Source organism: Croceicoccus pelagius (assembly GCF_001661915.1).
GTDB lineage: Bacteria > Pseudomonadota > Alphaproteobacteria > Sphingomonadales > Sphingomonadaceae > Croceicoccus > Croceicoccus pelagius.
Genome location: NZ_LYWY01000039.1, coordinates 146,719 through 170,380, shown reverse-complemented (window position 1 = coordinate 170,380; position 23,662 = coordinate 146,719). Strand labels below are relative to the sequence as shown.

The window sequence follows — 23,662 nt, the reverse complement described above, 5'->3', positions numbered from 1 at the left end:
ATTACTCCTCGCCCGCGTTCGGCGCCTGTTCGGTCGGGTGGCCGAGCACGACGTCGTTAAGCAGTTCATGGAAACGCTGGATGCGCTTTTCCTGATAGGTCAGCATGCAACCCTTGAAACCACGCGAATTGAGGCCCTGCTGCTGCGTCGTGCCGATCGACAGATCCTGATCGGCCACAAAGCCGAGCGAGACGCCATCGCCGTAGACCGAGTGGCGCTGGATCGCATCATGCTTGAGCGGAGCGTTGCCGACGGGCGTGACGACTTCCTTCATGCCCTTCACCGGCGGATAGAGGCACCAGTGCTGGAAGACGCACTTGGCAGGGTCCGTGGGGTGCGGCTCAGTGCGCAGAATCTGGCACTGTTCCGGGCTCATCGTGATGGTGAGGTTGGGGAAAAGCGTGCAGTGGAAATAATCGACGAGCTGCTGGTCGGTCATTTCCGAATAGTCGTAGCCACGCTCTGCGCCGTGCTTGCGCTTGGCCTCGATCACCGCCTGACGCACTTCCTGAGTGCGACCCCGATATTCCTTGGGATCAATGCCCCATGCCTCGGCCGCCTCGTAGAGACCCGGCGGCACGTCGCCGCTGACGTAGTCCTTGCGGCTGGTGGCCTGGTGACCGATCATCCACATCGAGTTGTGGCCGTTCTCGTACATCTCGAACAGCGTGGTCGGCAGGCCGTCGTTGATAAAGGTCGCCAGTTCGGGGTGGATCGTCGGGAGGTGGTAGCTCTCGTTGAAATTGTCGCGGATGATCTTCCAGTTGAACTCGCAGTCCGCCGACAGGTTCAGCACGCGCACCCAGTTTTCAAGGTTGTAACCCTTGAGGCGCTCGGGGAACGGGGCGAGCCATTCTTCCAGCGGAGCGACATCGTCGTTCATAGCCCAAAACACGAAGGGGCCCCAGGTCGCGCACTGGATTTCGGTCAGGTGGACCTTGCCGCAGGGGTTGCCACCGGGGAAATCGTCGGGGTCCTGCACGTCGACAAGCGTGCCCGAGGCATCGAACTGCCAGCCGTGATAGCCGCAAGTGATGCGCGGGGTCGACGCGATATCGCCGAGGACAAGACGGTTACCGCGGTGCGGGCAGACGTTGTAGAACGCCTTTACCGACCCGTCGGCCTGTTTGATCATGATGATGGATTCGCGGCCGAAGTTGTGGCGGATTACATCGCCCTCTTCCTCGAGGTCGGCAAGCATGCCGCCAAGGTGCCATACGCTGGGCCAGAGCTTTTCGTACTCGCCCTCCATCCACTCACGCGAGGTGTAGCGATCGGCGGTGATCATGTCGCCGCGCACGGGCTGGTCGAATTCGGCCGAATAACGGGCTGCGCCTGACTGTACGTTCATGGTGAAATGCCTCTCTTGCGTGTGTGTTAAGCCGACCAGTTTCGCGTCTGACTGAAATCGGCGCCGTACCTGTGTCCGCGACCCGCCTGGGGATTGTCGGTAAAGAAGGCGCGGCTGCCGGGATGGTCGGTAACCCAGTCGGTTATGAGTGCGCGCTTCGCAATGCGCCACTCGCCATTCCTGCATGTATACTCATCGATATAGCGCCCGGAAATGAACAGGTCGCGCGCCTGCCCCGCTTCGTCGCTGACATCGTGGAATGCCTGAAAATAGCACTCGCCCTGCGCGCTGTCAGCACCGGTCATCTCGATGCGGATCTGACCCAGCATATGGTGCGTGCCGTTCATGTCGCCGAGGAAGCCGAACGCGAAGTCTGCAAAGGCGTCCGGATCGCCCTTCATCAAACCGCAATCGATATGCGCGTCGGCGTGAAAGGCGCTGAGCAGCAGGTCGCGGTCGAACCGGTCCAGTCCGCGCATGTAGCGGTGCGTCGCATCGGCAATGTCGCGCCGTGCGGCAAGGTCGCGGATTTCCGCTTCGAGGTCGAATGCGGTCGTCGCCATCAAACGTCCCATTCAAGGCAAAGGCGGCGCACGCTCGCGACGATGCCCGTTTCGTTGGTAAGATCGCTGTCCGGTGCGACGCGGAAATCGGGGATCCGCTTCAGCCATTCCTCGATCGTGATCGCAGCTTCGGCACGGGCCAGTTCCTGACCGGGGCACATGTGCGCGCCGCTTCCGAACGTGGAATGCACGGGCCGCTTGCGTTGCAAGTCGATCTTGAGCGGGTCCGCATTGACCGTCGGGTCGATCCCGTGAACCACCGTGGGGATCGAAACCATGTCCCCCGCCTTCATCGCGACACCGCGAAATTCCATGTCATGGCGGACTTCGCGCGCGATAGCGACGATCCCGAACCTGCGGAAAAGTTCGTTCGTGGCAGCCAGAGTGCCGCCCGGATAGGACTGGATCTCGGCCTTCAGCTCAGGCGAGCGGGCAAGCGCCAGCATCGCGAAACCGAGAAAATTTCCGACCGTGTCGACACCGGCGATCAACACCTGAACGACAAGGGCAAGCGCCTCGTCATGCCGGATTTCGCGGCGCACGCCATCCTCCTCGACACCAGCGGTGAGGAGGCGGCTCAACATGTCTTCGCGCGGGTTGGCCATGCGTTCCCGCACAAGCGGGTCTGCATAGGCATAGAACTGCTCGCGGGCCTGTTCGAAATCCAGGTCCATGCCCTGGTTCGTCATGCAAAGAGCAAGATGCCGGATATGGTCGGCATCGCTAAGCGGCACGCCGAGCAGCCTCAGAAAAATGTGAAGCGGAAAGACTTGAGCGTAGCTTTCGGTGAAATTGCAGTGGCCCTGCTCTCGCACTTTCTCGATCAGGTGGACCGATGCCTCGCGGATCGATTCCTTGAGCCCGCGAATGGCAGAAGGCGTCAGGTTCTCATTCAGAAGCTTGCGATAGGGGCGATGCTCGGGCGGATCGATCGTGGTGGGCAGAAGCTGGTGATGTTCCCCCATCGATTTCGGCAGAACAATCACGCGACTACTGAAGCGTTCCCAGTCCGACTGCACTTCGGCCAGCGCCTCGCCTCCCAACGCGATCCAGTGCCCTTCGTTGCGAGGGGTCCAGACGATTTCGGGATTGTCCGCCTGCACGCGAGCCCATGCTGCGTGATAGTCGGCGGCAAGTCCCTCGGGCGCGTAAACGTCGATATCGACCACACGGGTGGGGTCGACATGTGCGGGAATGTCCATTTCGGCGAGTGTCGCCATCATCCTTCTCCTGATCTTTTCGCGCGCCGAACTTCAAAGGCGGTCGATGCTTGTGCGCAGTCGATCATGTCAGCCCCCTTTCGTCCCGTAAATTGCGCCGGACGGAGGCGATGCCGCGAGAATGCGGCACCGCCTCCCGCCGGATCAGAAGTTGTACTGCAGCGACGCACCGTACTGGCGCGGCGGCGCATAGCCCACGATGCCCATGTAGCCGGGCGAGTCGTAGACGGTGGAGATGTACCGCTTGTCGAGAAGGTTCTTGCCCCACAGACCGGCGGACCACTGGCCGTCCGGTGCGTGGTAAGTCAGCAGCGCATCGACAAGGTAGGTCGGCTGCACCGTTGAACGCGGCGTGTTCACGATCGCGGTGTAGTACTTCTTCGACGTGTACATCCACGAAACGTCGGCCACGATCCGCGAACCGTTGTTCATTTCGTAGTCGTAGTTGACGCCCAGCATCGCCTGCCATTCAGGCGCGTTCTGCAGGCGGAAACCCGTCAGGTCGAAGACCGTCGTCGACACCGGATCGAAGTAGTCGAAATCCTTGTACTTCGCATCGAGGTACGACAATGCGCTGCGCAGCGTGAGCCCGTAGGTCGGCACGGCCTGCATTTCCAGCTCAAAGCCCTTGATCTCGGACTTCGCGGCATTGAGGATGCGGTTGCCCTGCACGTTGGTGTCCGGATCGAAGTAGATCTGGGCCAGCTGCATGTCGCGGTAGTTGGTGTAGAACGCCGCGAAGTTCGTACGGATCGTGCGATCGAAGAAGTCAGCCTTCAGGCCGATTTCGAACGTATCGACTTCTTCCGGATCGTAGGGCGTATCACCGTCGGCGGCGACACCGATACGGCCCGTGAAACCGCCCGACTTGAAGCCGCGCGACCAGCTGGCATAGGCCAGTGCATCGTCGCCAAGTTCATAGTCGAGACCGAGCTTCCAACCCACATTGTCCCAGCTTTCCTTGCCGCCAACGTCGAGGCTGCCCGGGAAAAGCACGTCAAACTTGTCCCAGTCCGGCGAGGTCAGCGCCTCGCTGCCAAGGCCGGTGTCGAGCGTGGAACGCGCGTCGATCTTGTCATGCGTGAAGCGGATGCCGGCCTGCAGCTTCAGGCGGTCGGTGACTTGCGCATAGGTCTGCAAGAAGGCCGAGTAGCTCTCGGTCGTCTGGTCCTGTTCGTTATACTGAATCAGGCCCGGAAGCGCGAAGTCCAGGTGATACATCTGGTAGTGATTGTAGTTGGTCTTCATGAAGAAGACGCCCGCGACGCCCGAGATGATGCCGCTCTCGAACGCGGTGCGAAGTTCTTCGCTCAGCTGCCAGCCCTTTGTCCTGCGGCGGGTGGAATTGTTCGTCTTCGCCGTGCCATCCTGGTCGGTATATTCGAACTGCGTGAATTCCTTGTACCCGGTGATCGACGTGATGTCGCCGATGGCCGTGTTGGCCAATTCGATCGTGGCGATGCCGAAGTAGGTATCGATGTTCGAGGTGTCGGGCACTTCGTTGTTGCCCGAGAAGAACTTGTCCGGCGCAACGCAGGGCGAACCCGCCACCGCACAGGGGCTTGCGTACTGGGGCAGTTCCGCACCGTTCCAGAACGAACCCTCTGGTACGTAGTTAGCTTCGCCCGGCAGACCGCCGTTGACGACGATCGGAGCACCGTTGCGGGCGCCGACATATTCGCCCTGAAGCGTGATAGACAGGTCGGGCGAAGGGGTCAGGTAAAGCTGACCACGGATCGCGTCGACGTTCTTCGAACCCATGTCCGAACCGTCATAGACGTTCGTGACCCAGCCATCGCGCTCGGTGTGGATGCCCGCGATCTTGAACGATGCCACATCCTCGGCAATCGGCACTTCGAGCGCGCCGGAAACGTCGAAACGGTTCCAGTTGCCGTAAACGGCCTTCACGTAGCCGCCAAACTCGCCCTTGGGCTGGTTGGTGACCACGTTGACGACGCCGCCCGTCGTGTTGGCGCCGAACAGAGTGCCCTGCGGACCGCGCAGGATTTCGACGCGCTGGACGTCGTAAGTGTCGAGCAGTGCGCCCATCGAGAAGAACTGCGGCACGCCGTCGACCACGATCGACACCGTGTTACCGGCGTAAGGGTCCGGCTCGATCACGCCGATGCCACGGATCGTGAAGACCGCGTTGTTCGGCGTATTGGCAAAGTTGTCGATCTGTACGTTGGGGACGCTGCCCTGAAGGGCCTGAAGCGTCGTCACCTGCATGTCGGACAGGCGTTCACCCCCGACAGCGGTGATCGAAATCGGCACGTCCTGGATCGATTCGGCAGTCTTCTGCGCGGTGACGACGATTTCGTTGAGGCCCGATGCGGGCTGCCCGGTCGTATCGTCCTGTGCGAAGGCGGGGGCCGCCGACATGGCCAGCGCACCGATCGCACCACTTACAAGATACCTGTGAACCTTAGTCATATCCTCTCCCTCCCTCATACCCGCCGGTTACTTTTCGCGGGCGGGCAATTGTGGCCCGAGTCACCGTTAACCGGCAACCTTGTCGGTTTTTGTGTCGGAAGTGATCGAAATGTACTACTGAATGAAGTGATAGGGTGCCGTCAGGATGCCCGGAAGAGTAGCTGGACCGATGGTAGTTGCACGTAGAGACTTGGCGCTTCGCAAGATCCGCCCGAACGGGGGGCCGGAGGATTTCGACCGCTGGCAGCAGCGCAAAAGCTCGCTGACGCGGGAATCGATTCTCGACGCCGCCGTCGACAGTCTGGTCGAGAGCGGATACGCGGGGCTTTCCACAAACGACGTGGCCCGGCGCGCAGGGGTCTCGCGCGGGGCGATGCATCACCATTTCCCCAACCGCATCGCGCTGGTCCGCGGGATGATCGAGCATGTCTTCTACAGTCGCATGCGCTACTTTCTTGATGATTTCGTAGCGCGCCTGAAAGTCATCGATAATGCCGATGCAGAACTGCAACCCCATGTAATCGCTGTAGAATTGCACTGGCACTCGGTACAAAGCCGTGAGTTCGAAGCCTACCTTCGTCTGGCCGTCGCCGCCCGCAACGACCCAGAACTGGCCGAAGCCTTCGACCCGGCCGCCAAGCTTTATGACGAAGTGTGGCTGGAAGAGATGGACCACGCCTTCCCCCAATGGCGCAACGCACCTGAACTGATGCGGCTGGCCAGCGACTTCACGCAGGCGGTGCAACTGGGTCTGCTGATTAACGGATCGACCATCGGCGAAGACCGCGTTCGCATGATTCAGAACGAACTGATCGGGATTGTCATGCGATTAGCCGAGGCAGCAAAACGATAAAACAGGTCGATCGACCTGTTTTCTATTGCATGTAATAGTTGAGAGGCGCCCGGCACGAGCGCACCCTTGACGGCAAGACAAGCTTCATTTGGGAGAAGCCTGATGAATACGCAGACTGCCGTTCCGCCCCCTATGGACGGGCGCGACCCTTCGAACCTGCGCGGCGACAAGATTACCGGTGACCGCTATTTCTCTGACGAGTTCGCGCAGAAGGAATGGGATCACATGTGGACCAAGATCTGGCACATCGCCGGACGGACCGCAGACATCCCCGAAGCGGGCGACTTCCTCGTTCACAACTTCATGAAGGAATCGGTGATCGCCGTCCGCCAGGAAGACGGATCGGTGCGTGCCTTCTACAATTCCTGCGCCCACCGCGGCATGCGCATGGTCGACGATTCCAGCTCGGTCGACGCTTTCCACTGCCCCTATCACGGCTGGCGCTACGGCCTCGACGGCAAGCTGATCCACGCGCAGGACGCCGATGTCGATTTCAGCCAAGGCAACCCCTGCGGCAAGATCGGCCTGAACGAGCTGCGCTGCGACACCTGGGGCGGGTTCGTGTGGTATTCGATGGATCCGGACGGGGTATCGCTCGCCGACTTCCTTGAGCCAATGCCTGCGCTTTATCGCAATTACCCGATGGATACCGCCGTGCGCGTCGCGTGGTACCGGATCGAGATCAACGCCAACTGGAAGTTCGTTACCGACAACTTCTCGGAAAGCTATCACACCCGCACCGCCCACCCGCAGGTTCCGCCATGGATCGACCAGGACGTCGATTCCGCGCGCCATGAAATGTGGTCCAAGGGCCATGGCCGCACGGTTCAACCCATGCGCCCCTCGCTCTCCGATCGTCCCGAAGGCGGCGGCAATGCCATGTTCGAAGCAGAGCTTGCCAAGTGGGACATCGATCCCGCGAAGTACGAAAGCTACGAAGAGTTCGCCATGCAGGGCTGGAAGGACCTCAAGGCGGCCAAGCAGAAGCTGTGGCGCGAGAAGGGTTATGTCCATTACGAAAAGATGGACGACGAAGAGATCACCGACAGCCCGCACACGGTCATGTTCCCGAACGTGACGATCAGCTTCCTGCCGGACAACCTGGTCTTCTTCCGCTCCGAACCGCACGCCACCGATCCGGAAAAGTGCTATTTCGACCTGTGGTGCATGGCCTTCCCCGTCGAAGGGCAAACCGAGGTGGAATCGATCATGGCCGGGCGCAAGCCGCTCAAGGAAGTGGCCGAGTGCGAGCACCGCGTGTTCGACGGCGGCCGCGGCATTCCGGAACTGGCCGGACAGATCGTGTACCAGGACATGGAACTGGCCGAGAACATGCAGGCCGGTATGCATTCACGTGGTTACACGGATGCCTATCTCTCTGATCAGGAGACACGCATCCGGTTCTTCCACGAAGTTTTGAACGATTGGATCGAAGGGAGAAGGCCCTGATATGGCTAATGTAATCATCACCGGTGCCGGTCGCGGCATCGGCCTCGAACTGGCGCGCACCCACGCAGAACGCGGCGACCGTGTCTTTGCCCTCGTGCGCGATACGGCAAAGTCGGAAGACCTCTCGGCGCTTGCCGAAGGATCGGACGGCGCAGTCAGCGTGCACATGCTGGACGCGGCCGACATCGCCGGCATCCCGGCAGCCGCAGACGCGGTTCCGTGCGACAGCGTCGACGTGCTCTACAACGTCGCGGGCGTCACCGGCCCCATCAGCGGAGAGCTGGAAGGCGACACCGACTGGGACGCATGGGACCTTGCCATCGACGTGATGCTCAAGGCCCCGTTCGCCATCACCAAGGCGTTTCTGCCCAGGATGGGCGAAGGTTCGAAGGTCATCAATTTCTCGAGCCAGCTTGCCGCATCGACCTGGCCCTATGGCGGGTTCTACGTCTACGTCGCGACCAAGGCTGGACTCGTCGCCCTGACGCGTTCGATGGCGATCGACCTGAAGGAGCGTGGTATCTCGCTCATCTCGCTGCACCCCGGCTGGGTGAAGACCGACATGGGTGGGCCCGATGCCGACATCACCACCGAAGAAAGCGTCGCGGGCATCACGGCGCTCACCGATCGCCTGACCGTGGAAGACAGCGGCGGCTTCTTCAAATGGAATGGCGAGCTGCACCCGCTTTGAGGAGGATCTGACGATGGCATTTACCGGACCGCTCGAGGATCGCATCGCGATCCGCGAGGTGATGGAGACGTACGCCTACGGCGTCATGACCAAGGACGCCGAAGTCTGGGCCGCAACCTGGGCGGACGACGCCTACTGGGCGCTGCCCGAATACCCCGACCTTGGCGGGTTTGAGGGCAAAAAGGCGATTGTCGACGCATGGGTCGGGTCGATGGAGGTCTATGGCCTCGACGACATGACCCGTCCGATGGTCTATCTCGCCAATCCAGGCCGGATAGAGGTCGACGGGGACAAAGCGATCGCCACGACCTTCACGATCGAGATCTACCAGCATCCCGAAACGGGAGAGACCGTCCACACCAACGGTCATTATGAGGACGAACTGGCGAAGATCGACGGCAAATGGGTCTTTACCCGCCGCGAATACCGCATCTTCCACGAACGCCGGGACTGATCCGGCAACACGGCCCTTGCGGGCGGATCACATAACGCCGATCCGCCCGCCGGGACCGTCCGCCCTCACCCGACGGGGGGCATCTCGCTAACCCGCTCATCGATGCGGTAGACCTTCATCGAATCACGATCGAAGAGCTTGTCCTCGTCGACGCGGATCATCTCTGCGGTTTCCGCGTCATTTGCGATAGAGGCGAAGAACGCCTGCATCGTTTCCTCGTCGGGAAACTCGATCTCCATGACTACGTCCGGATCACTTGGTCCCGCTTCGTGCGCGAGAGGCGTCGTGAAGCGGCGGCGATAGGCAGAGGTATATCCGGCCAAGACCTTCTCACCGATCCTGGCGTGGAAGGTCTCGTAATACTCCACGAACTCGTCATGGCTCATGCCTTCACGGCGGCGGAAGATCGAAAGAAGCGTAACCGTCATGTCCTGTCTCCCAGCCATTTGCGCGTCGCCTTGGCGACGGCCTTCGCCCTCCCGATCGGATCGTCGGGATGGGCATCGCGCAGCGCTTTCGAGCGCAGTTCTATAGAAAGCGGAATGTCCGCAGGCAGCGCGCGCCAGATCGCATCGAGATCGATCGCGCCCGCGCCTTCGTGTTCGCGCAGGTCCACCGCGTCCTCGATGATCGCATCGAAGTTCGAAGGATCTGGACGCTCCGCCCGCGCATCGCAGAACTGCGCGTAGGAAATGAATCGTCGGTCGAGCGCGGCGATGTCAGCCGGATCGGTATCGGACCGGTCGACATGGATCGGATCGACAAGAATCGCCGCCGCCGGATGACCTGCCTGCTCGACGATCCGCTTGGCCGAAAGGACATCCGGAACTTTCGTGAAGATGCCGAATTCGAGGTTCACGCGAAGCGGGCTTCCCTCGACGTGACGGCACAGGCGGGCCAACCACTCAGACGTTTCGCCCGGATCGTCCACCGAACTGACGCACAGCGCATTGGCCGCGCCCAGTTCCATCCCGATGTCGAGGATGCGCAAGTGGTCGTCGACCGAGCAGCCCGGCTGAAGCCAGACCACCTCGACATCGACCACCGGCATCCCAGTTTGCGCCAGCGCACTCTTGGTATCGCGATGGCGGGCAGCGTCCCACTCGGCCGGATCGACCCAGAGCCCTGCCATGTCGAAACCAGCCGCAGCGGCCGCCTCGATCAGGTCGACCGGGCCGTATTCCGGCAATACGCCCGATGCGAGCGCGATCGGGTTCATGTCACATCCGCGGTTCGGGCGCTGACGGATCTTCGGCCATGTACCAGTTCAGCCATTCGTGAAAGTACTGGTTGCCGCGCTCGTTCTTGCCGAAGATCAGCTCCTTGTGCGCGCCGGATTCGAGACCCTTCTGGATCTCCATGCCGATCACGTAATCTTCCTCGTAAGTCACGTCGCGGAAGAAGTTGGCCATGCCCTGCAGATTTTCCTCTTCCTCGGGCGTCTTGGGCGCTTCGCGGCACAGATAGTTCAGGACAGTGCGGTTCTTGTCAGGCGTCGGCCCGGGGAAGAGCTGCGCCACCTGCGTGATTTCCGGCGCAACGAAGATCGATACGTTGGGAAAGAGGATGCGAACGAAGTCGTATCCGTAGTTCTCGCGCGTGCCCCATTCGTCACGCGACACGTCCTTCAGCAGGTTCTTGATCTCGTGCTGCGGGAATCCGATCCGCATCGAAGGGCCAAAGCCTTCGTAGTGCGTCGTGTTCGACGGCGTGCGCGGGAAGATCGTTTCGGGGTGCAGCGACTGGAAGTGATAACCTTCGAGATAGCCGTCGAACGCGATCTTCCAGTTGGCGCCGTGAATCGTGCGATTGCCGACGTAATGCCAGTCCTTGAAGTTCATGTCCTCGAAATCGGCGAGGTAGCCGCGGAAATAGTCGTCGAGGTCGAACGAACCTTCGGGGTCGAGGCTGACGAAGATCATGCCCGCCCGCTCTTCGCAGGGAAGCTGGCGCAGGCCGCGTTCGGACTTGTCGACATCGCCAAAGGTCTGGCGCTCGGAAATGCCGATCAGCTTGCCGTCGCGCCCGAAAGTCCACGCGTGGTATTTGCAGGTAAAGCGCGGGCAGTTGCCATAGCCTTCCTCCGCCACCGGTGCGCCGCGGTGCGAACAGACGTTCAGGAACGCGCGGACAGTACCGTCCTTGTCGCGGGTGATCAGCACCGGCAGGCCGACTGCTTCCATCGCCTTGTAGTCGCCGGGGTTCGGCATCTCTGCTGTGAAGGCCAGCATCAGCGGCAGCTTCTTGAAGACGAGGTCGATTTCCTTTTTGTAGATCTCCTCGTCGCAATAGGACGCGGACGGCACTTTCAGCGTGCCCTCGCCCTGGAAAGTCGTCTTGTTCTCGACATAGCCGAGCATGACCTCGGCGACGTCGCCAAGCTGCCCGATGCGCGCTGCGCGGTCCATGATGGTACTCTCCCAAGAAACGTGCCGGCGCGCCCACGCGCGAACCGATCTCCAACTTGTGCAAGCTGCATGCTTGCTCTGGCCTGCACAACCTGCCCAAGATGACAGGTGTCATCTCCCGCGCGCACCTGCGGGGGCGTTGATGCCTACTACTTTCGCCAATGGCAGCGGCGGGGCGTTCCCGCGACAAGACGGGACGGGAACAGGAGCTTGAAGATGGCCAAACTCGAAATGCCGTGGAAATGGCTGGACCTTCCGCCGCAGCATCTTGCGCGGTTTTCGAACCAGTGGAGCGGAAAGACGATCGCGGACCTTGCCCGCGAACGTGCAGCATCCGACCCCGATTTCGTGGCGATGGTCGATGGCGTCCGCTCGCTGACTTTTCCCGAATGGCTTGCCGATGCACAGGCGCTGGCCAATACCTTGGCCGCCCGCGGGCTGGAGCCGGGCGATGTCATCGCCTTCCAGACACCCAACTGGCACGAAGCAGCAGTGCTCAACCTCGCCTGCGCGATTGCGGGGCTGGTCGTGAACCCGATCGTCCCGATCTATCGCGATGCCGAAGTCGAACTGATGCTGCGCGACTGCCGCGCCCGCGCCATCTTCACCTGCACCACGTTCCGCCGGTTCGACTTCTCCGAAATGGCGGAGCGGCTGAGCCCGAAACTTCCCGACCTCGAACACGTCTTCACCGTGCGCGGCAACGGCCCGAACGACCTTGCCGCCCTGGTCGAGGAAGGCCGCACGCTTGCCGACATCGCACCAGAAATCGATGCCGGCTCGGTCAAGATGGTGCTGTTCACTTCGGGCACGACGGGACGCCCCAAGGGCGTGCTGCACAGCCACGAAACGCTCGAGAACATCGTGCGCAAAAGCTACGGGCACTGGGGCATTGGCAAGGGCGAGACGATGATTATGCCTTCGCCCGTCACGCATATCTCGGGCTATGCCAACGGTCTCGAATGTCCGTTTATCGCCGGCGTGCGCGTAGTATTGATGGAGGCATGGAACGCGGATGAGGCGCTTTCGCTAATTCAGGAATACGAAGTCAGCGGCACGGTCGCTGCAACGCCTTTCTTGGTCGAACTGGCCGATGCCGCGCGCAATGCCGGCACCCGCCTGCCCTCCATGAAGGTCTTCGCCTGCGGCGGCGCGGCTGTTCCGCCCGACCTGATCCCGGCGGCCAATTCGGCGTTCGACAACCTGCAGGCCTTCCGCGTCTTCGGCGCCAGCGAGGTTCCGCTGGTCACGTTCGGCTGGCCGCAAGACGAAGCCCTGGCCGCGACGACCGATGGCGAAGTCGTCGACTACGAAGTCAAGATCGTGGACGACGACGGCAATCCCCTGCCGCGCGATGTCGAGGGCGAGATCCTAGCACGTGGGCCGTCGATGATGCTCGGCTATGCCGACGAAGCACAGAGCGCGGCGGCATTCGATGCCGAGGGCTATTTCAAGACCGGCGACCTCGGCACACTGTCGCCAAACGGCGCGGTGACCATCACGGGCCGCAAGAAGGACCTCATCATCCGCGGCGGCGAGAATATCAGCGCCGTCGAGATCGAGGATGTCCTTCGCACCCACCCGCAGGTCCGTGATGCCAGCGTCGTCGCCATGCCGCACGAGCGCCTTGGTGAAGGCGTTTGCGCCTACATCATCTCGGTCGGAGAACCGGCGACGGTGGAAGCATTGTGCGCGCACGTGCAAGCGAGCGGACTTGCCAAGCAGAAGACGCCCGAACGCTTCGAATTCGTCGACGACTATCCGCGCACCGCATCGGGCAAGATCCGAAAGGACCAGTTGCGCGCCGATGTGAAGGCCAAGATCGAGGGAGAACGAGCGGAGGCCTGACAGTAACTCAGCATTACAAGTTGGATTTTGAAGTATTTACGAGTGCGGAGAGCCCGTCAGCGACGATGAACTGCGCGTTTTCGTACTCGCCATGCTCGCGCGCGAAGCTTTCCGCCATCACAAGGGGCGGGCCGCGTCGATCGGGGCCCTGTAAAGCGGGCGATGAGAAATTTGCTCCCCGCGACGATGCAGCGCCTGTTCGACGAAATGTCGGACGATGCGTTGATCATGGACCTCGCGGCGGATCTTCACCGCGCAGCCCCGGCGATCGAGCGACTGCGTTGCTAAGGGCCGACCGCGCCATCACCACGATCATCAACGCTGCCAGTTCGCGCCGGCTGCGTGGCGGCCGGCGCGGCGGCCGAAATAGCTGCCGGGCCCAAGGCTCATGCCGCTGGCATAGGACTTGCCGGTGCGCGGAATGTGTGCCGCGCTGGCGCCCACGACATAGAGGCCGGGGATCGGCTCGCTACGCGGGTCCAGACATTCGCCGTTCGGGCCCGACTTCAACCCGCCCAGTGTGATGAACAGGTAGGTCGACCGGTCAAACGAGATGTCGAATGCCGCCCACGGCCCCTTGTCCAGCGGCTTCAGCCACGATGCATCCTTGTGCAGCAGCGGGTCGCGGCCCTCTGCTGCATTTTCGTTGTAGAATGCCATCGTCTTGACGAGCGACCCCGTCGGCAGGTCGAGGCCTGCTTCCATTTCCTCGATTGTCTCGTAGCCGTCGATCAGGGTGTGGTTCGCGGTAGGGATCTCGGGATAGGCGAATATCTCGCTGTCGACGATCAGGTAGGCCTTCTGGTCGGGCTGCTCCATCACGAAGTTCGCGGTGCGGCCGTGATAGCTGTCTTCGGACACGAACCGTTCGCCGCGTTTGTTGACGACGATGCCCTTGATGAGCTGCCCCGGCGGATAGATCGATGCGGTCGGGATCACCCCATCCATCGCGCTCGTTCCTGCGCCAGCCGAAAGGCCCAGCAGCACGCCCGCGCCATCGTTGCTGGGAATGCCGAGCGGCTCGCTCGTCTCACCCAGCAGGGGGATGTTCTCGGCGATCATCTCGCGATTGAGGTTGAAGCTGCCCGCCGCGATAATCACGGCGCGTCGCGCCTTGGCGTAGATCGTGCCATCGGTCTGCTTGATCTGCACCCCGACGATACGACCCGATGCATCGGCGACGAGCGCCGTGACGCCGCTGTCGTAGATCGCCGCGATGCTTTCTTCTTCGCACTTCCGCAGCAGCGGGGCCATACCGGTGTGGCCCGCGTTTTCGCCCGTGCCGGCCACTTTGTGCCCGCGCGGCGCGGGCTTGGCGATCTTGTTGTAGGGCCACAGCTTTTCGTTGCCGGTGCCCATCAGGCAGGTGGTGTTGTTCAGGAAGACAGCCTTGCCCTTGAACTCAGTCCGCTCGAACGGAAGCCCCTGTTCTTCCAGCCAGTCGAAATGCGCCGGTCCATCGTCACAGAAGTTACGCACGGCCACCGGGTCCATAGGGTCGCAACTCGCCATCATGTAAGCGGCCATCTCGTCGGGCGTGTCTTCATAGCCCGTGGCCTTCTGCACCGCCGTGCCGCCACCGAGGTAGTAGATGCCCGACGACATGGCACTGGCCCCGCCGCCGCCAGAGGCGCGTTCCACGATCAGCACTTCGGCGCCTGCGCGGTGCGCTTCGAGCGCGGCGCAGGATCCGGCAACGCCCTGCCCGATCACAACGACGTCGCATTCGCGGTCCCAGCTTGAGATCGCGTCCAACGACAGCAGTTCCGGCACTTCCTTCATCATCAACTGCCCTCAGCAGCGGCGGTGATGCTGGCCTGCATCTCTTCTGGGGACGGATTGCCGCGAAGGCACAGCCCGCCGTTCACCTGCAGGTTTTCGCCAGTCATGAAACACTCGTCGCTCGCCAGGAAAACGGCGGCGGCGGCGATATCGTCGCTCGTGCCATAGCGGCCCAGCGGGTATCCTTTCACGAAGCTTTCGAAGAGGCCGGGCACTTGTCCCGCATCGGCCGTCATCGGCGTCTCGGTCAGGCCCGGCGAAATCGAATTGGCGCGAATACCTTCAAAGCCGAACTCGTTCGCGACGCATCTGATGATGTGATCGGTTGCCGCCTTCGTGCCCATGTAGGCCGCGTGGTCCCACAACATGATTTTCGCTGTCGCCGAACTGATCTGTATGATCGAGCCGCCATTGCCGCCGTGCGACTTCGCCATCTTGCGAACGCAGGCCTGATAGAACTGGAACGGGCCGATAAGCTGGAGCGCGGTCATCTGCTCAAGCTCTTCGCGCGTATTGTCGAGGAACGGCGTCAGAAGCCCCCAGCCGGTCGCGTTCACTGCGATGTCGACGCCGCCCATCTGCCCGACCGCGGCATCGAGCAGTGCGTTGACGCTGGCCTCGTCTGTCAGATCGCAGGCGTGGGCAAGGCAACCCGTTGCCGATGCGAAATCGTCCAGCACCGACTGCTTGCGGCCCGAGACCATGACGCTCGCACCTTCGTCCATGAAGCGGCGGGCCATGACCTGCCCCATGTTGCCCTCGCTGCTCGCACCGAGGATCAGCGCCCGCTTGCCTTCGAGCCTACCCATCACAATTCTCCCTCTCTCAATGAACAGAGGCGTAACATCGCGCGCGTGCGTAAAAGACTGCGCAAAACGTCAGTCGAAGCGGACGGCGGCAATTCGTACTGTCGGCTTCAATCAAGCAGGTTTCTATTCAAGGGAAAGGATCGTCGTATGGACCTCGGCCTCAAGGGCAAGAAAGCCATTCTCGTCGGCGCAAATGGCGGCATCGGCCGCAAGGTCGCACAGGCATTCGCAGCTGAAGGTTGCGATGTCGCGATCTGCGGACGTTCGCAGGAAAAGGTCGACAAGGTCGTCGGCGAACTCAGCCCTTCGGGCGTGAAAGTCTATTCCGAAGCGCTTGACGTCACCGACGTGGCGGCAGTGCCCGCCTTTGTGGAAAAGGCTGCCGAGGATCTTGGCGGCTGCGACATCTTCATCAGCTTCACCTCGGCCAATCCGGGTACGGACACCGACGACTGCTGGGAAACGATCCTCAAGACCGACATCCTGCCGATGCGCCGCGGCATCGAAGCTGCGCTTCCCTTCATCGAGAAGTCGGACGCAGGTGCGATCTGCTGCATCAGTTCGACCGGCGCGGTCGAGGAATTCATGGGCGTGCAGCCCTACAACGCCCTCAAGGCGGCGGTGATGAACTATTCCTCGACGCAGGCACAGGCGCTGGCCCCCAAGGGCATTCGCGTCAACTGCATCACGCCCGGACCTGTTTTCTGCGAGGACGGCCCGTGGGCCTACATCAAGGAGAACATGACCGAGTTCTACGACTCGATCATGGCCCAGATCCCGACCGGCAAGATGACGACCGGCGAGGAACTGGCCCGCACGATCGTCTTCGTGTCCTCTCCCGCCGCAGGCGGCATGCTGGGTGCGAACATCGTCGTGGATGCCGGCATGACCAAGCGCGTACAGTTCTGATCAACTCAAGGACGGTGGCCCGTTAACGGGTCGCTGGTCCTCCACTCTACTGCCCCTTCATCCCTATTGCTGGCGACTGACCTAGTCAAAAGCGCAGGGGTGGAGGGGCGTTTTTCTTGACCCTCGTCAATCAGCGCAGTGCGCCGGTCCGGTAATCTTCCCCTCGAAAGATACGAGGGAGAATGCCGACATGGCAGAAGCAGATCCGCGCGGGCCTATGGACGTGGCCCGCTGTCCGGGGCCGGGCTGGGAAGATATCCTGGCCGCCGACGACATCCAGCCGCCCGCCTTCATGGCCGAAGACCGCTACGAGTACCTCGGATCAGAGGCCATCGACGCGTCGCGTTATCATTCTCCCGAGTTCTTCGAGGCCGAAAAGACGAAGATGTGGCCCGCCGTATGGCAGTTCGCCACGCGCGAGGAAGACCTGCCCGAGCCCGGCGACTATGTCACATACGAAAACGTGGGCCGCTCCTATCTCATCGTGCGGCAGGAAGACGGTTCGATCCGCGCCTTCCATAACGTGTGCCTGCACCGCGGGCGCAAGCTGAAGACCGACTGCGGTTCGGCGGAGAAGTTCGTCTGCCCGTTCCACGCCTTTACCTGGAACACCGACGGAACGCTGAACTCGATTCCCTGCCGCTGGGACTTCGGCCACTTGTCCGACGATCAGATGAAGCTTTCCGAAGCCAACGTTGCGCGCTGGGGCGGATATGTCTTCGTGCGCGATGCCGAAGAAGGCCCGTCGATCGAGGAATTCCTCGCCCCCCTTCCCGAGTTCTTCGAACGCTGGCGACACGAAGATTGCACGACCGTCGCCTGGGTCGGCAAGGTCGTGAAGGCGAACTGGAAGATCGTGATGGAAGCTTTCATGGAAAGCTACCACGCCTATGCCACCCACCCGCAGCTGATGCCGTTCACCGGCGATGCCAACGCGGCCTACCACGTGCTGGGCGACCACGTGAACGTGAACTACACGCCGTTCGGCACGATGAGCCCCCATGTGCAGCAGCACGACCTACCGCAGCAGTGGATCGTCGACGAGTTCGTGAAGTACAACGGGCGCAGCGCCGATAACTACGACCCCGAAAAGGACGACTACAACATCGCCGTCCCGACCGGCCTGACCGCGCGTCAGGCGCTTGGGCAAGCGATGCGCAAGACGAGCGAGCGCACGTTCGGCGGCGACTATTCGAAGGTGTCGGAAAGCGAACTGCTCGATGCGCTGGTCTACAACGTCTTCCCGAATTTTGCGCCGTGGGGCGGGTTCATGCCGAACATCGTCTATCGCTGGCGCCCCTGGCCGGACGAAAACGCCTGCCTGATGGAAGTGCGCGTGCTTGCCCGCGTCCCCGCAGGCCAGCCGCGTCCCGCAGGCGTGCCGATGCACTTGCTGGGCGAGGACGAGGACTGGTCCGATGCGCCGGAACTGGGTGTTCTGGGCGGCGTGGTCGATCAGGACATGGAGAACATGGAACTGTGCCACGAAGGCCTGAAGGCGTCCAAGAACCAGCGCGTCGAACTGGGCGACTATCAGGAAGTGCGAATACGCCACTTCCACCAAGCGCTCGACCGCTACCTCAACGCCGACTGACAAATTCCTGCGAGGATCACACCATGACCGAACTCTATGCCAAGTACGGCGACATTGCCGAGCGGATGCTCCACTTCGTGGAAAGCCGTACGACCGATCAGGCCAGCGCCACCATGCGCGTGCCGGTCGAAAACTACCTCAACCCCCAGCGCTGGGAGCAGGAGAAAGAGCGCGTGTTCAAGCGCCTTCCGCTGATGCTGGCGCTTTCCATCGAGCTGCCGGAAAAGAACGACTTCAAGGCCATGCAGATCATGGGCCTTCCCGTCGTCATCACCCGCGGCAAGGACATGAAGGCCCGCGCCTTCCTCAACGTGTGCAAGCACCGCGCAGCCCACCTCGCGCCCGAGGGCAAGGGCAACTGTTCGCGCTTTTCATGCCCCTATCACGGCTGGACATACTCCAATGACGGCAAGCTGCTCGGCATTGCCGAAGCCAGCACCTTCGGCGAAGTCGACCGCAACGATCTCAACATGACCGAACTGCCCTGCGACGAGGTTGCGGGCATGATCTTCGTGATCCTGACCCCGGGTCTGGAAATCGATGCGAAAGCGTGGCTGGGCGGCATGTACGAGGATTTCGCCGCCCTCAAGCTGGAGGACTGGTACTACCACAAGTCGCGCGAGATGCGCGGGGCCAACTGGAAGGTCGCCTATGACGGCTATCTCGAAGGTTACCACTTCGCCGCCGCTCACAAGGATACGGTGGCACCCCGCTCACCGTCCAACCGCGCGCATTACGAAGGGTTCGGCCCGCATATCCGGCTGGGCTTTCCGCAGAAGTCGATCGTGGATCTGAAAGGTCTGCCACGTGACGAATGGGGCCGCCACGAGAACGACGGCTATGACTTCATCCGGATGCTCTTCCCGAACTTCGCACTCTTCCTCGCGCCGGAAATGTGCCAGTTCGCGCAGCTGTTCCCCGGCGATGCACCGAACACGAACGTCACGATCATGAACTACGTTTTCCCCACGCAACCGGAAACGGACGAGGAGATGCAGAAGCTCGATGAGATGTGCGACTTCTTCTACAACGTCGTCGAAGAGGAAGACTACTTTCTCGGCCTCAAGGTGCAGAACGGGCTGGAAAGCGGCGCGATGACGCACCAGACCTTTGGCCGGAACGAGCCGGGCAACCAGTTCTTCCACAAGTGGATCGAGTACTACCTCGACGAGACCGGCCAGACGCCGATGCCGGTGATGAAGGACTGAAAATTTTCAGGCGGTGGTCCGGTCAGTGCCGGACCATCGCCCCACCATCGACCCACAGGCCATGGCCCGACATGAAGCGGGCATCGTCGCTGCACAGGAAAGCGATCACGTCGGCGATGTCCTCGGGCCTGCCCAGCCGCCGCAGCGGTGCCTTGTTTTCCCAGAACGTGCGATATTCGGGCATTTCCTCGAAAGCAGGGGCCGTCATCGGAGTATCGATCGCACCGGGCTGAACGCAATTCACCGTGACGCCATGCGGGCCAAGTTCTGCAGCCGCCGACTTCGTGAAGCCGAGCACCGCGTGCTTCGACGCGGAATAGGCGCAAAGCCCTTCGTCGCCATACGTCGAGGTCGTCGAGCCGATCGTAACGATCCGCCCATTGCCCGCCTGCTTGAGGTGCTCTGCCGCATCGCGCACCAGCCGGAAGACCGCAACGAGGTTCACTTCCAGGACTTGCCGGAAGTATGCGTCGGTGTGACCTTCCAGTGGCGAAAATGCCGCAATCCCCGCGCAGGGCACAACCGTGTCGAGACCTCCCATGGCTTCGACCGCCGCCTCGACCAGCGCCGCGCTGGCGCCTTCGACAGTTACGTCCGCAAGATGATCGACTTCGCCCTTGAGGTCGCAGGTAAAGACCCGCGCCCCGTCGGCTGCCAGCCGCTTCGCGACAGCAGCGCCGATGCCCGAACCTGCACCGGTAACGATCGCACGGCGACCTTCCAGCCGTCCGCTCATGCGATCTTCAGGACCAGCTTGCCGGTGTTCTTGCCGGAGAACAGCCGCATGAAGGCGTCGTAGGTATTCTCGATCCCTTCCTGCACATCCTCGTCGATGCGGACCTTGCCCTCCGCGATCCACTGCGCGATCTGCGCGCCGCCTTCGGGGAAACGGTCGGCGTAGTCCATGATAAGGAACCCGTGGATCGAGGCCTGGTGCACGATCAGCTGCCACAGGTTCTGCAGCCCGTGCTTTTCGACAGAGTTATATTCGCTGATCAGCCCGCACAGAACGATGCGCGCCTTTTTGGCAAGGTTGTGAACCTCTGCCTCCAGGATGTCGCCGCCCACGTTCTCGAACACCATGTCGAGCCCGTCTGGCGCTGCCTTGGCGATTTCCTCGACCAAGTCTTCCCGGCTTTTGCCGCGATAGTCGATGGCAACATCGAAACCGTAATCCTCGATCAGGCGGCGGCACTTCTCCGCCCCGCCCGCGATGCCAATCACGCGGCAGCCGTGGATCTTGCCGATCTGCCCGACGACCGAGCCGACTGCGCCTGCCGCGCCGCTGACGCAAAGCGTCTCGCCCGCCTTGGGCTTGGCGACTTCGAGCATCCCGAAATAGGCGGTCAGGCCGACAGCCCCCATCGCGGAGAGGAACTTGGAAGGACTGTCGACCATGCCGATGTCGATCGGCGCAGTGAAATGGCCGAGCTCGACGGCGCTATATTCCTCGATTCCGCTGAGGTTCATGACCCAGCTGCCGACCGGGAAGTCCGGATTGTCGCTGGCATAGACTTCGCCCACCGTCGTCGCGCGGACCGGTTCGCCCAGCGGGATCGGCGGCATGTAGCTGGGCGCATCGTCCATCCAGCCGCGCTGCGCCGGGTCCAGCGAACAGTAGTGATTGCGTACGACCAGCCCGCCTGCGGGCACATCGGGGATCGGTTCGCTGACGAGTTCGAAATCCTCGGGCACCGGATCGCCGACAGGGCGGCGGCGGAGGATGAAGCGGCGGTTGGTCATGCGACCTCTCCTTCAATTCAGGCTGCTGTTGCCGATTCTGCCGTCCAGCGGATCGCATTTTCGACCAGCCGGCGGTAGTCGGGATTTTCGTACGCACCCGGCCCGTCGCCGGGTTGCAGATAGACGAGCCCGCCCTTGCCGATCTCCTTCGCCCAGCCGACAAGGTTGCTGCCCGCCGGATGGTCCCACCCTTCGCGCGCATACATCTCGCCCTTTACGGCGAGAGAGGCGGAGAAGAAATGATCACGGTCGAATGTTGCATCCGAACGCAGGAGCGGCGTTACGCCGTCTTCGAATATCTCTGCCAGATAAGGCTCGTCGACGATCTCGAACGAGGCGGGAAGCCCGTCCGTCACCGGATGGCCGGGCACCGGTGTGAATGTCTGGCGCACGTCGTGGGCATAGCCGCTGTCGAGCCGCTCTACCCCCCTCACCTCGCCCGGCTTGTAGAGAAAGCGTCCACCGATGATCTCGCCATATTCGGGCCATGTCGGCCAACCGGCCAGGGCATGGTGAAGCGCGACGACGCCCTTCCCCGCACCGAACAATGCCGGAAACCCGTCGCGCAAGACTTGCGGCGGATCGACATAGGCAGGCGGCGCGTCGGGATCGTCGAAATCCAGCCCCGGCATGTCGTATAGAACCGCGACATCGAAATCGCGCATGCCGTCGGGGTTCAGCAGCAGCGATGCGGCAGGCTGGTCCACCATCGTGGCCGAGATGCCTTCCATACCCTCGAACAGCGAGGCGAAGGCATCCCGCCCGAACGGGTGCCCACGCACCGCGACAAGGCAGCGCAGGGGCGACCGGTAGTCAATCTTCGGCACGGATCAGTCCGTCAGGTCGACGATGACCTTGCCGGTGTTCTTGCCCGTCATCATGCGGCTATAGGCGACCAGCGTATTCTCCAGCCCCTTCGTCACGTCGAAGGGAACGGTGATCTTGCCTTCCTGGTACCAGCCCTTGAGCAGCGCATTGTATTCCGGCCCGCGTTCCGGAACGTCGGGAAGCAGGAAGCCTTCGATACGCAGGCGGCGCATCAGAACCTGGTCGTAGTTCTTCGGACCCGGCACGCCTTCGTCGCTTTCATAGTTCGCGATCATGCCGCAAACCGCTACGCGACCGAAAAGCGCCATGTTGGCAAGAACCGCATCGAGGATCGGGCCGCCCACATTTTCGAAATAGGCATTGATGCCGCCGTCGATCTTCTTGAGCTCTGCCGCGACATCCTGGTTCTTGTAGTCGATGCAGCGTTCGGCGCCCAGTTCTTCGACCACGTAACGGCACTTGTCGGGGCCACCCGCGATACCGGTAACCTTGGCGCCAAGGTTGCGGCCGATCTGGCAGGCAAGGCTGCCCGTGGCGCCGGCAGCTGCGGAAACGACGAGATTCTCGCCTTCCTTGACGCCGAGAATGTCCTTGGTGCCATAAAGCGCGGTCCAGCCGTTGAGGCCAAGGACGCCGAAGTGCTGGCGCGGATCGTCGATGTCTTCATCCAGCAGGACGGCCCACGAATCGTCGGGACGCACGGTCGAATAGTCGGCCCACTGACCGAACACGCGGACCAGGCGACCTACCGGGAAACGATCGTCGCGGCTTTCAACGATGCGGCCCAGTGCCTGCCCGGCCATCGGAATGCCCATCGGCAATGGCGGCTGGTAGCCGTCTTCGCGCGGCCCCATCCACATGCGCGTGCCCGCGTCCATCGACAGGTAGTCGGCCTTCAGGCGAATTTCGCCATCCTGAAGCGGGGCAAGCTCGGTCTCCTGCAGGCTGAGCGCAGAGCTGAAATCGTCGCCTTGCGGGTGATCGTCGAGACGCCAGAAACGGTTCTTCGTCATGTTCAAACGCCCTTCGGTCCTTGCTGGCGGTGGATGTTGCGGAACGAGCGGCGTGAGAACAGCCACTTGCCGTCCACTTTCACCAGTTCGTCTTCATAGACGCCGCGGTCGCGCATGGTCTTGCCGTCCTGGTCGTAGACTTCTGCGGTGTAGCTGCGCATCTTTGCGGTATCGCCGTCGACTTCGATCGATCCCGGCCATGCATGGAACATGATGCCCGGGTACTGCTTCATCGCCTCAACCCAGAGGCCGACGATGTTTGCGCGGCCTTCCTGCGGCGGAAATTCGGGATAATCGGGCATTTCCCAGCGGGCGTCCTCGGCCCAGGTCGCGCCCCATGCGTCGGCGTCGCGCTGCGTGACCGCGTCGGCATAAACGTCGAGGAGGTCGCGAATGGCAAGGCGATCCGCGTCCGGTCCGGTGAAAGGCATGAATTTCTCTCCCAGTGGTTTAGTTGACCAGAGGGTAGAGCGTGACGGGAAAGCCGAAAGCTATCCGTTCTGGCA

At 61.9% G+C, this 23,662-nt stretch carries 23 protein-coding genes; 9 read left to right on the top strand and 14 right to left on the bottom strand.

The window, feature by feature from the left end:
* Position 1: 1 nt before the first annotated feature.
* The 4 genes from A9D15_RS12150 to A9D15_RS12135 all read right to left on the bottom strand — a co-directional run bounded on the left by A9D15_RS12150 (position 2) and on the right by A9D15_RS12135 (position 5,567).
* A complete protein-coding gene (locus A9D15_RS12150) occupies positions 2–1,351 on the bottom strand; it encodes an aromatic ring-hydroxylating oxygenase subunit alpha (RefSeq protein WP_066765376.1) in 1,350 nt (449 codons plus the stop codon).
* A gap of 26 nt (positions 1,352–1,377) precedes the next feature.
* Positions 1,378–1,914, bottom strand: coding sequence for a nuclear transport factor 2 family protein (locus A9D15_RS12145; protein WP_229660267.1), 537 nt, complete (start codon positions 1,912–1,914; stop codon positions 1,378–1,380).
* Positions 1,914–3,137, bottom strand: a complete 1,224-nt coding sequence (locus tag A9D15_RS12140; RefSeq protein WP_229660268.1) for a cytochrome P450 — start codon at positions 3,135–3,137, stop codon at positions 1,914–1,916. The genes A9D15_RS12145 and A9D15_RS12140 overlap by 1 nt, the downstream gene beginning before the upstream one ends.
* Positions 3,138–3,278: 141 nt before the next feature.
* Positions 3,279–5,567: a TonB-dependent receptor gene (locus A9D15_RS12135; protein ID WP_082924496.1), complete on the bottom strand. Its 2,289-nt coding sequence runs from the start codon at positions 5,565–5,567 to the stop codon at positions 3,279–3,281.
* 169 nt (positions 5,568–5,736) lie between these two features.
* Here A9D15_RS12135 and A9D15_RS12130 point away from each other — a divergent pair, with 169 nt between their 5' ends.
* The 4 genes from A9D15_RS12130 (at position 5,737) to A9D15_RS12115 (ending at position 9,014) form a co-directional block, all read left to right on the top strand.
* On the top strand, positions 5,737–6,420 hold the full coding sequence (locus A9D15_RS12130; RefSeq protein WP_066765373.1) for a TetR/AcrR family transcriptional regulator: 684 nt from the start codon (positions 5,737–5,739) through the stop codon (positions 6,418–6,420).
* A 102-nt stretch (positions 6,421–6,522) separates the two neighbouring features.
* Positions 6,523–7,869: an aromatic ring-hydroxylating oxygenase subunit alpha gene (locus tag A9D15_RS12125; protein WP_066765369.1), complete on the top strand. Its 1,347-nt coding sequence runs from the start codon at positions 6,523–6,525 to the stop codon at positions 7,867–7,869.
* Between the two features lies 1 nt (position 7,870).
* Entirely contained in the window at positions 7,871–8,560 is a 690-nt protein-coding gene (locus tag A9D15_RS12120) for an SDR family NAD(P)-dependent oxidoreductase (protein WP_066765368.1), read from the top strand.
* Positions 8,561–8,573: 13 nt separating this feature from the next.
* Positions 8,574–9,014 carry a nuclear transport factor 2 family protein gene (locus A9D15_RS12115; RefSeq protein WP_066766070.1) on the top strand — a complete coding sequence of 147 codons (441 nt, stop codon included), beginning with the start codon at positions 8,574–8,576 and terminating at the stop codon, positions 9,012–9,014.
* A 65-nt stretch (positions 9,015–9,079) separates the two neighbouring features.
* Here the strand turns inward: A9D15_RS12115 and A9D15_RS12110 are convergent, their stop codons facing one another.
* Genes A9D15_RS12110 through A9D15_RS12100 form a run of 3 tightly spaced genes read right to left on the bottom strand, consistent with a single transcriptional unit; the run spans position 9,080 to position 11,422 of the window.
* Entirely contained in the window at positions 9,080–9,442 is a 363-nt protein-coding gene (locus A9D15_RS12110) for an EthD domain-containing protein (protein ID WP_066765367.1), read from the bottom strand.
* The gene (locus A9D15_RS12105; protein ID WP_066765365.1) at positions 9,439–10,233 is read right to left on the bottom strand and encodes a sugar phosphate isomerase/epimerase family protein; all 795 of its coding nucleotides are present in this window, start codon (positions 10,231–10,233) and stop codon (positions 9,439–9,441) included. The genes A9D15_RS12110 and A9D15_RS12105 overlap by 4 nt, the downstream gene beginning before the upstream one ends.
* A gap of 1 nt (position 10,234) precedes the next feature.
* A complete protein-coding gene (locus tag A9D15_RS12100) occupies positions 10,235–11,422 on the bottom strand; it encodes an aromatic ring-hydroxylating oxygenase subunit alpha (protein WP_066765363.1) in 1,188 nt (395 codons plus the stop codon).
* A gap of 216 nt (positions 11,423–11,638) precedes the next feature.
* Here A9D15_RS12100 and A9D15_RS12095 point away from each other — a divergent pair, with 216 nt between their 5' ends.
* The gene (locus A9D15_RS12095; RefSeq protein WP_066765362.1) at positions 11,639–13,270 is read left to right on the top strand and encodes an AMP-binding protein; all 1,632 of its coding nucleotides are present in this window, start codon (positions 11,639–11,641) and stop codon (positions 13,268–13,270) included.
* 162 nt (positions 13,271–13,432) lie between these two features.
* On the top strand, positions 13,433–13,558 hold the full coding sequence (locus tag A9D15_RS17070) for a hypothetical protein (RefSeq protein WP_268237067.1): 126 nt from the start codon (positions 13,433–13,435) through the stop codon (positions 13,556–13,558).
* A gap of 27 nt (positions 13,559–13,585) precedes the next feature.
* Here A9D15_RS17070 and A9D15_RS12090 read toward each other — a convergent pair whose 3' ends face one another.
* Both A9D15_RS12090 and A9D15_RS12085 read right to left on the bottom strand, forming a co-directional pair.
* The gene (locus tag A9D15_RS12090) at positions 13,586–15,055 is read right to left on the bottom strand and encodes an FAD-binding protein (protein WP_066765360.1); all 1,470 of its coding nucleotides are present in this window, start codon (positions 15,053–15,055) and stop codon (positions 13,586–13,588) included.
* Positions 15,055–15,861 carry an SDR family NAD(P)-dependent oxidoreductase gene (locus A9D15_RS12085; RefSeq protein ID WP_066765359.1) on the bottom strand — a complete coding sequence of 269 codons (807 nt, stop codon included), beginning with the start codon at positions 15,859–15,861 and terminating at the stop codon, positions 15,055–15,057. Before A9D15_RS12085 ends, A9D15_RS12090 begins: the two co-directional genes overlap by 1 nt.
* A gap of 147 nt (positions 15,862–16,008) precedes the next feature.
* Between A9D15_RS12085 and A9D15_RS12080 the strand changes: the two genes are divergently transcribed.
* The 3 genes from A9D15_RS12080 (at position 16,009) to A9D15_RS12070 (ending at position 19,572) form a co-directional block, all read left to right on the top strand.
* Entirely contained in the window at positions 16,009–16,770 is a 762-nt protein-coding gene (locus A9D15_RS12080) for an SDR family NAD(P)-dependent oxidoreductase (protein WP_066765357.1), read from the top strand.
* Between the two features lie 190 nt (positions 16,771–16,960).
* Positions 16,961–18,364: an aromatic ring-hydroxylating oxygenase subunit alpha gene (locus tag A9D15_RS12075; RefSeq protein ID WP_066765356.1), complete on the top strand. Its 1,404-nt coding sequence runs from the start codon at positions 16,961–16,963 to the stop codon at positions 18,362–18,364.
* Positions 18,365–18,387: 23 nt separating this feature from the next.
* A complete protein-coding gene (locus A9D15_RS12070) occupies positions 18,388–19,572 on the top strand; it encodes an aromatic ring-hydroxylating oxygenase subunit alpha (protein ID WP_066765355.1) in 1,185 nt (394 codons plus the stop codon).
* 22 nt (positions 19,573–19,594) lie between these two features.
* Here the strand turns inward: A9D15_RS12070 and A9D15_RS12065 are convergent, their stop codons facing one another.
* The 5 genes from A9D15_RS12065 to A9D15_RS12045 are packed head-to-tail and all read right to left on the bottom strand — an operon-like array spanning position 19,595 to position 23,587.
* Positions 19,595–20,308, bottom strand: a complete 714-nt coding sequence (locus tag A9D15_RS12065; protein WP_066765353.1) for an SDR family NAD(P)-dependent oxidoreductase — start codon at positions 20,306–20,308, stop codon at positions 19,595–19,597.
* Positions 20,305–21,315 carry an NADP-dependent oxidoreductase gene (locus A9D15_RS12060; protein WP_066765351.1) on the bottom strand — a complete coding sequence of 337 codons (1,011 nt, stop codon included), beginning with the start codon at positions 21,313–21,315 and terminating at the stop codon, positions 20,305–20,307. Before A9D15_RS12060 ends, A9D15_RS12065 begins: the two co-directional genes overlap by 4 nt.
* 17 nt (positions 21,316–21,332) lie before the next feature.
* Complete coding sequence (locus A9D15_RS12055; protein WP_066765349.1) at positions 21,333–22,142, bottom strand: ThuA domain-containing protein; 810 nt, start codon at positions 22,140–22,142, stop codon at positions 21,333–21,335.
* 3 nt (positions 22,143–22,145) lie between these two features.
* On the bottom strand, positions 22,146–23,156 hold the full coding sequence (locus A9D15_RS12050; RefSeq protein WP_066765344.1) for an NADP-dependent oxidoreductase: 1,011 nt from the start codon (positions 23,154–23,156) through the stop codon (positions 22,146–22,148).
* Positions 23,157–23,158: 2 nt separating this feature from the next.
* Positions 23,159–23,587: a nuclear transport factor 2 family protein gene (locus tag A9D15_RS12045; protein WP_066765342.1), complete on the bottom strand. Its 429-nt coding sequence runs from the start codon at positions 23,585–23,587 to the stop codon at positions 23,159–23,161.
* Positions 23,588–23,662 lie beyond the last annotated feature (75 nt).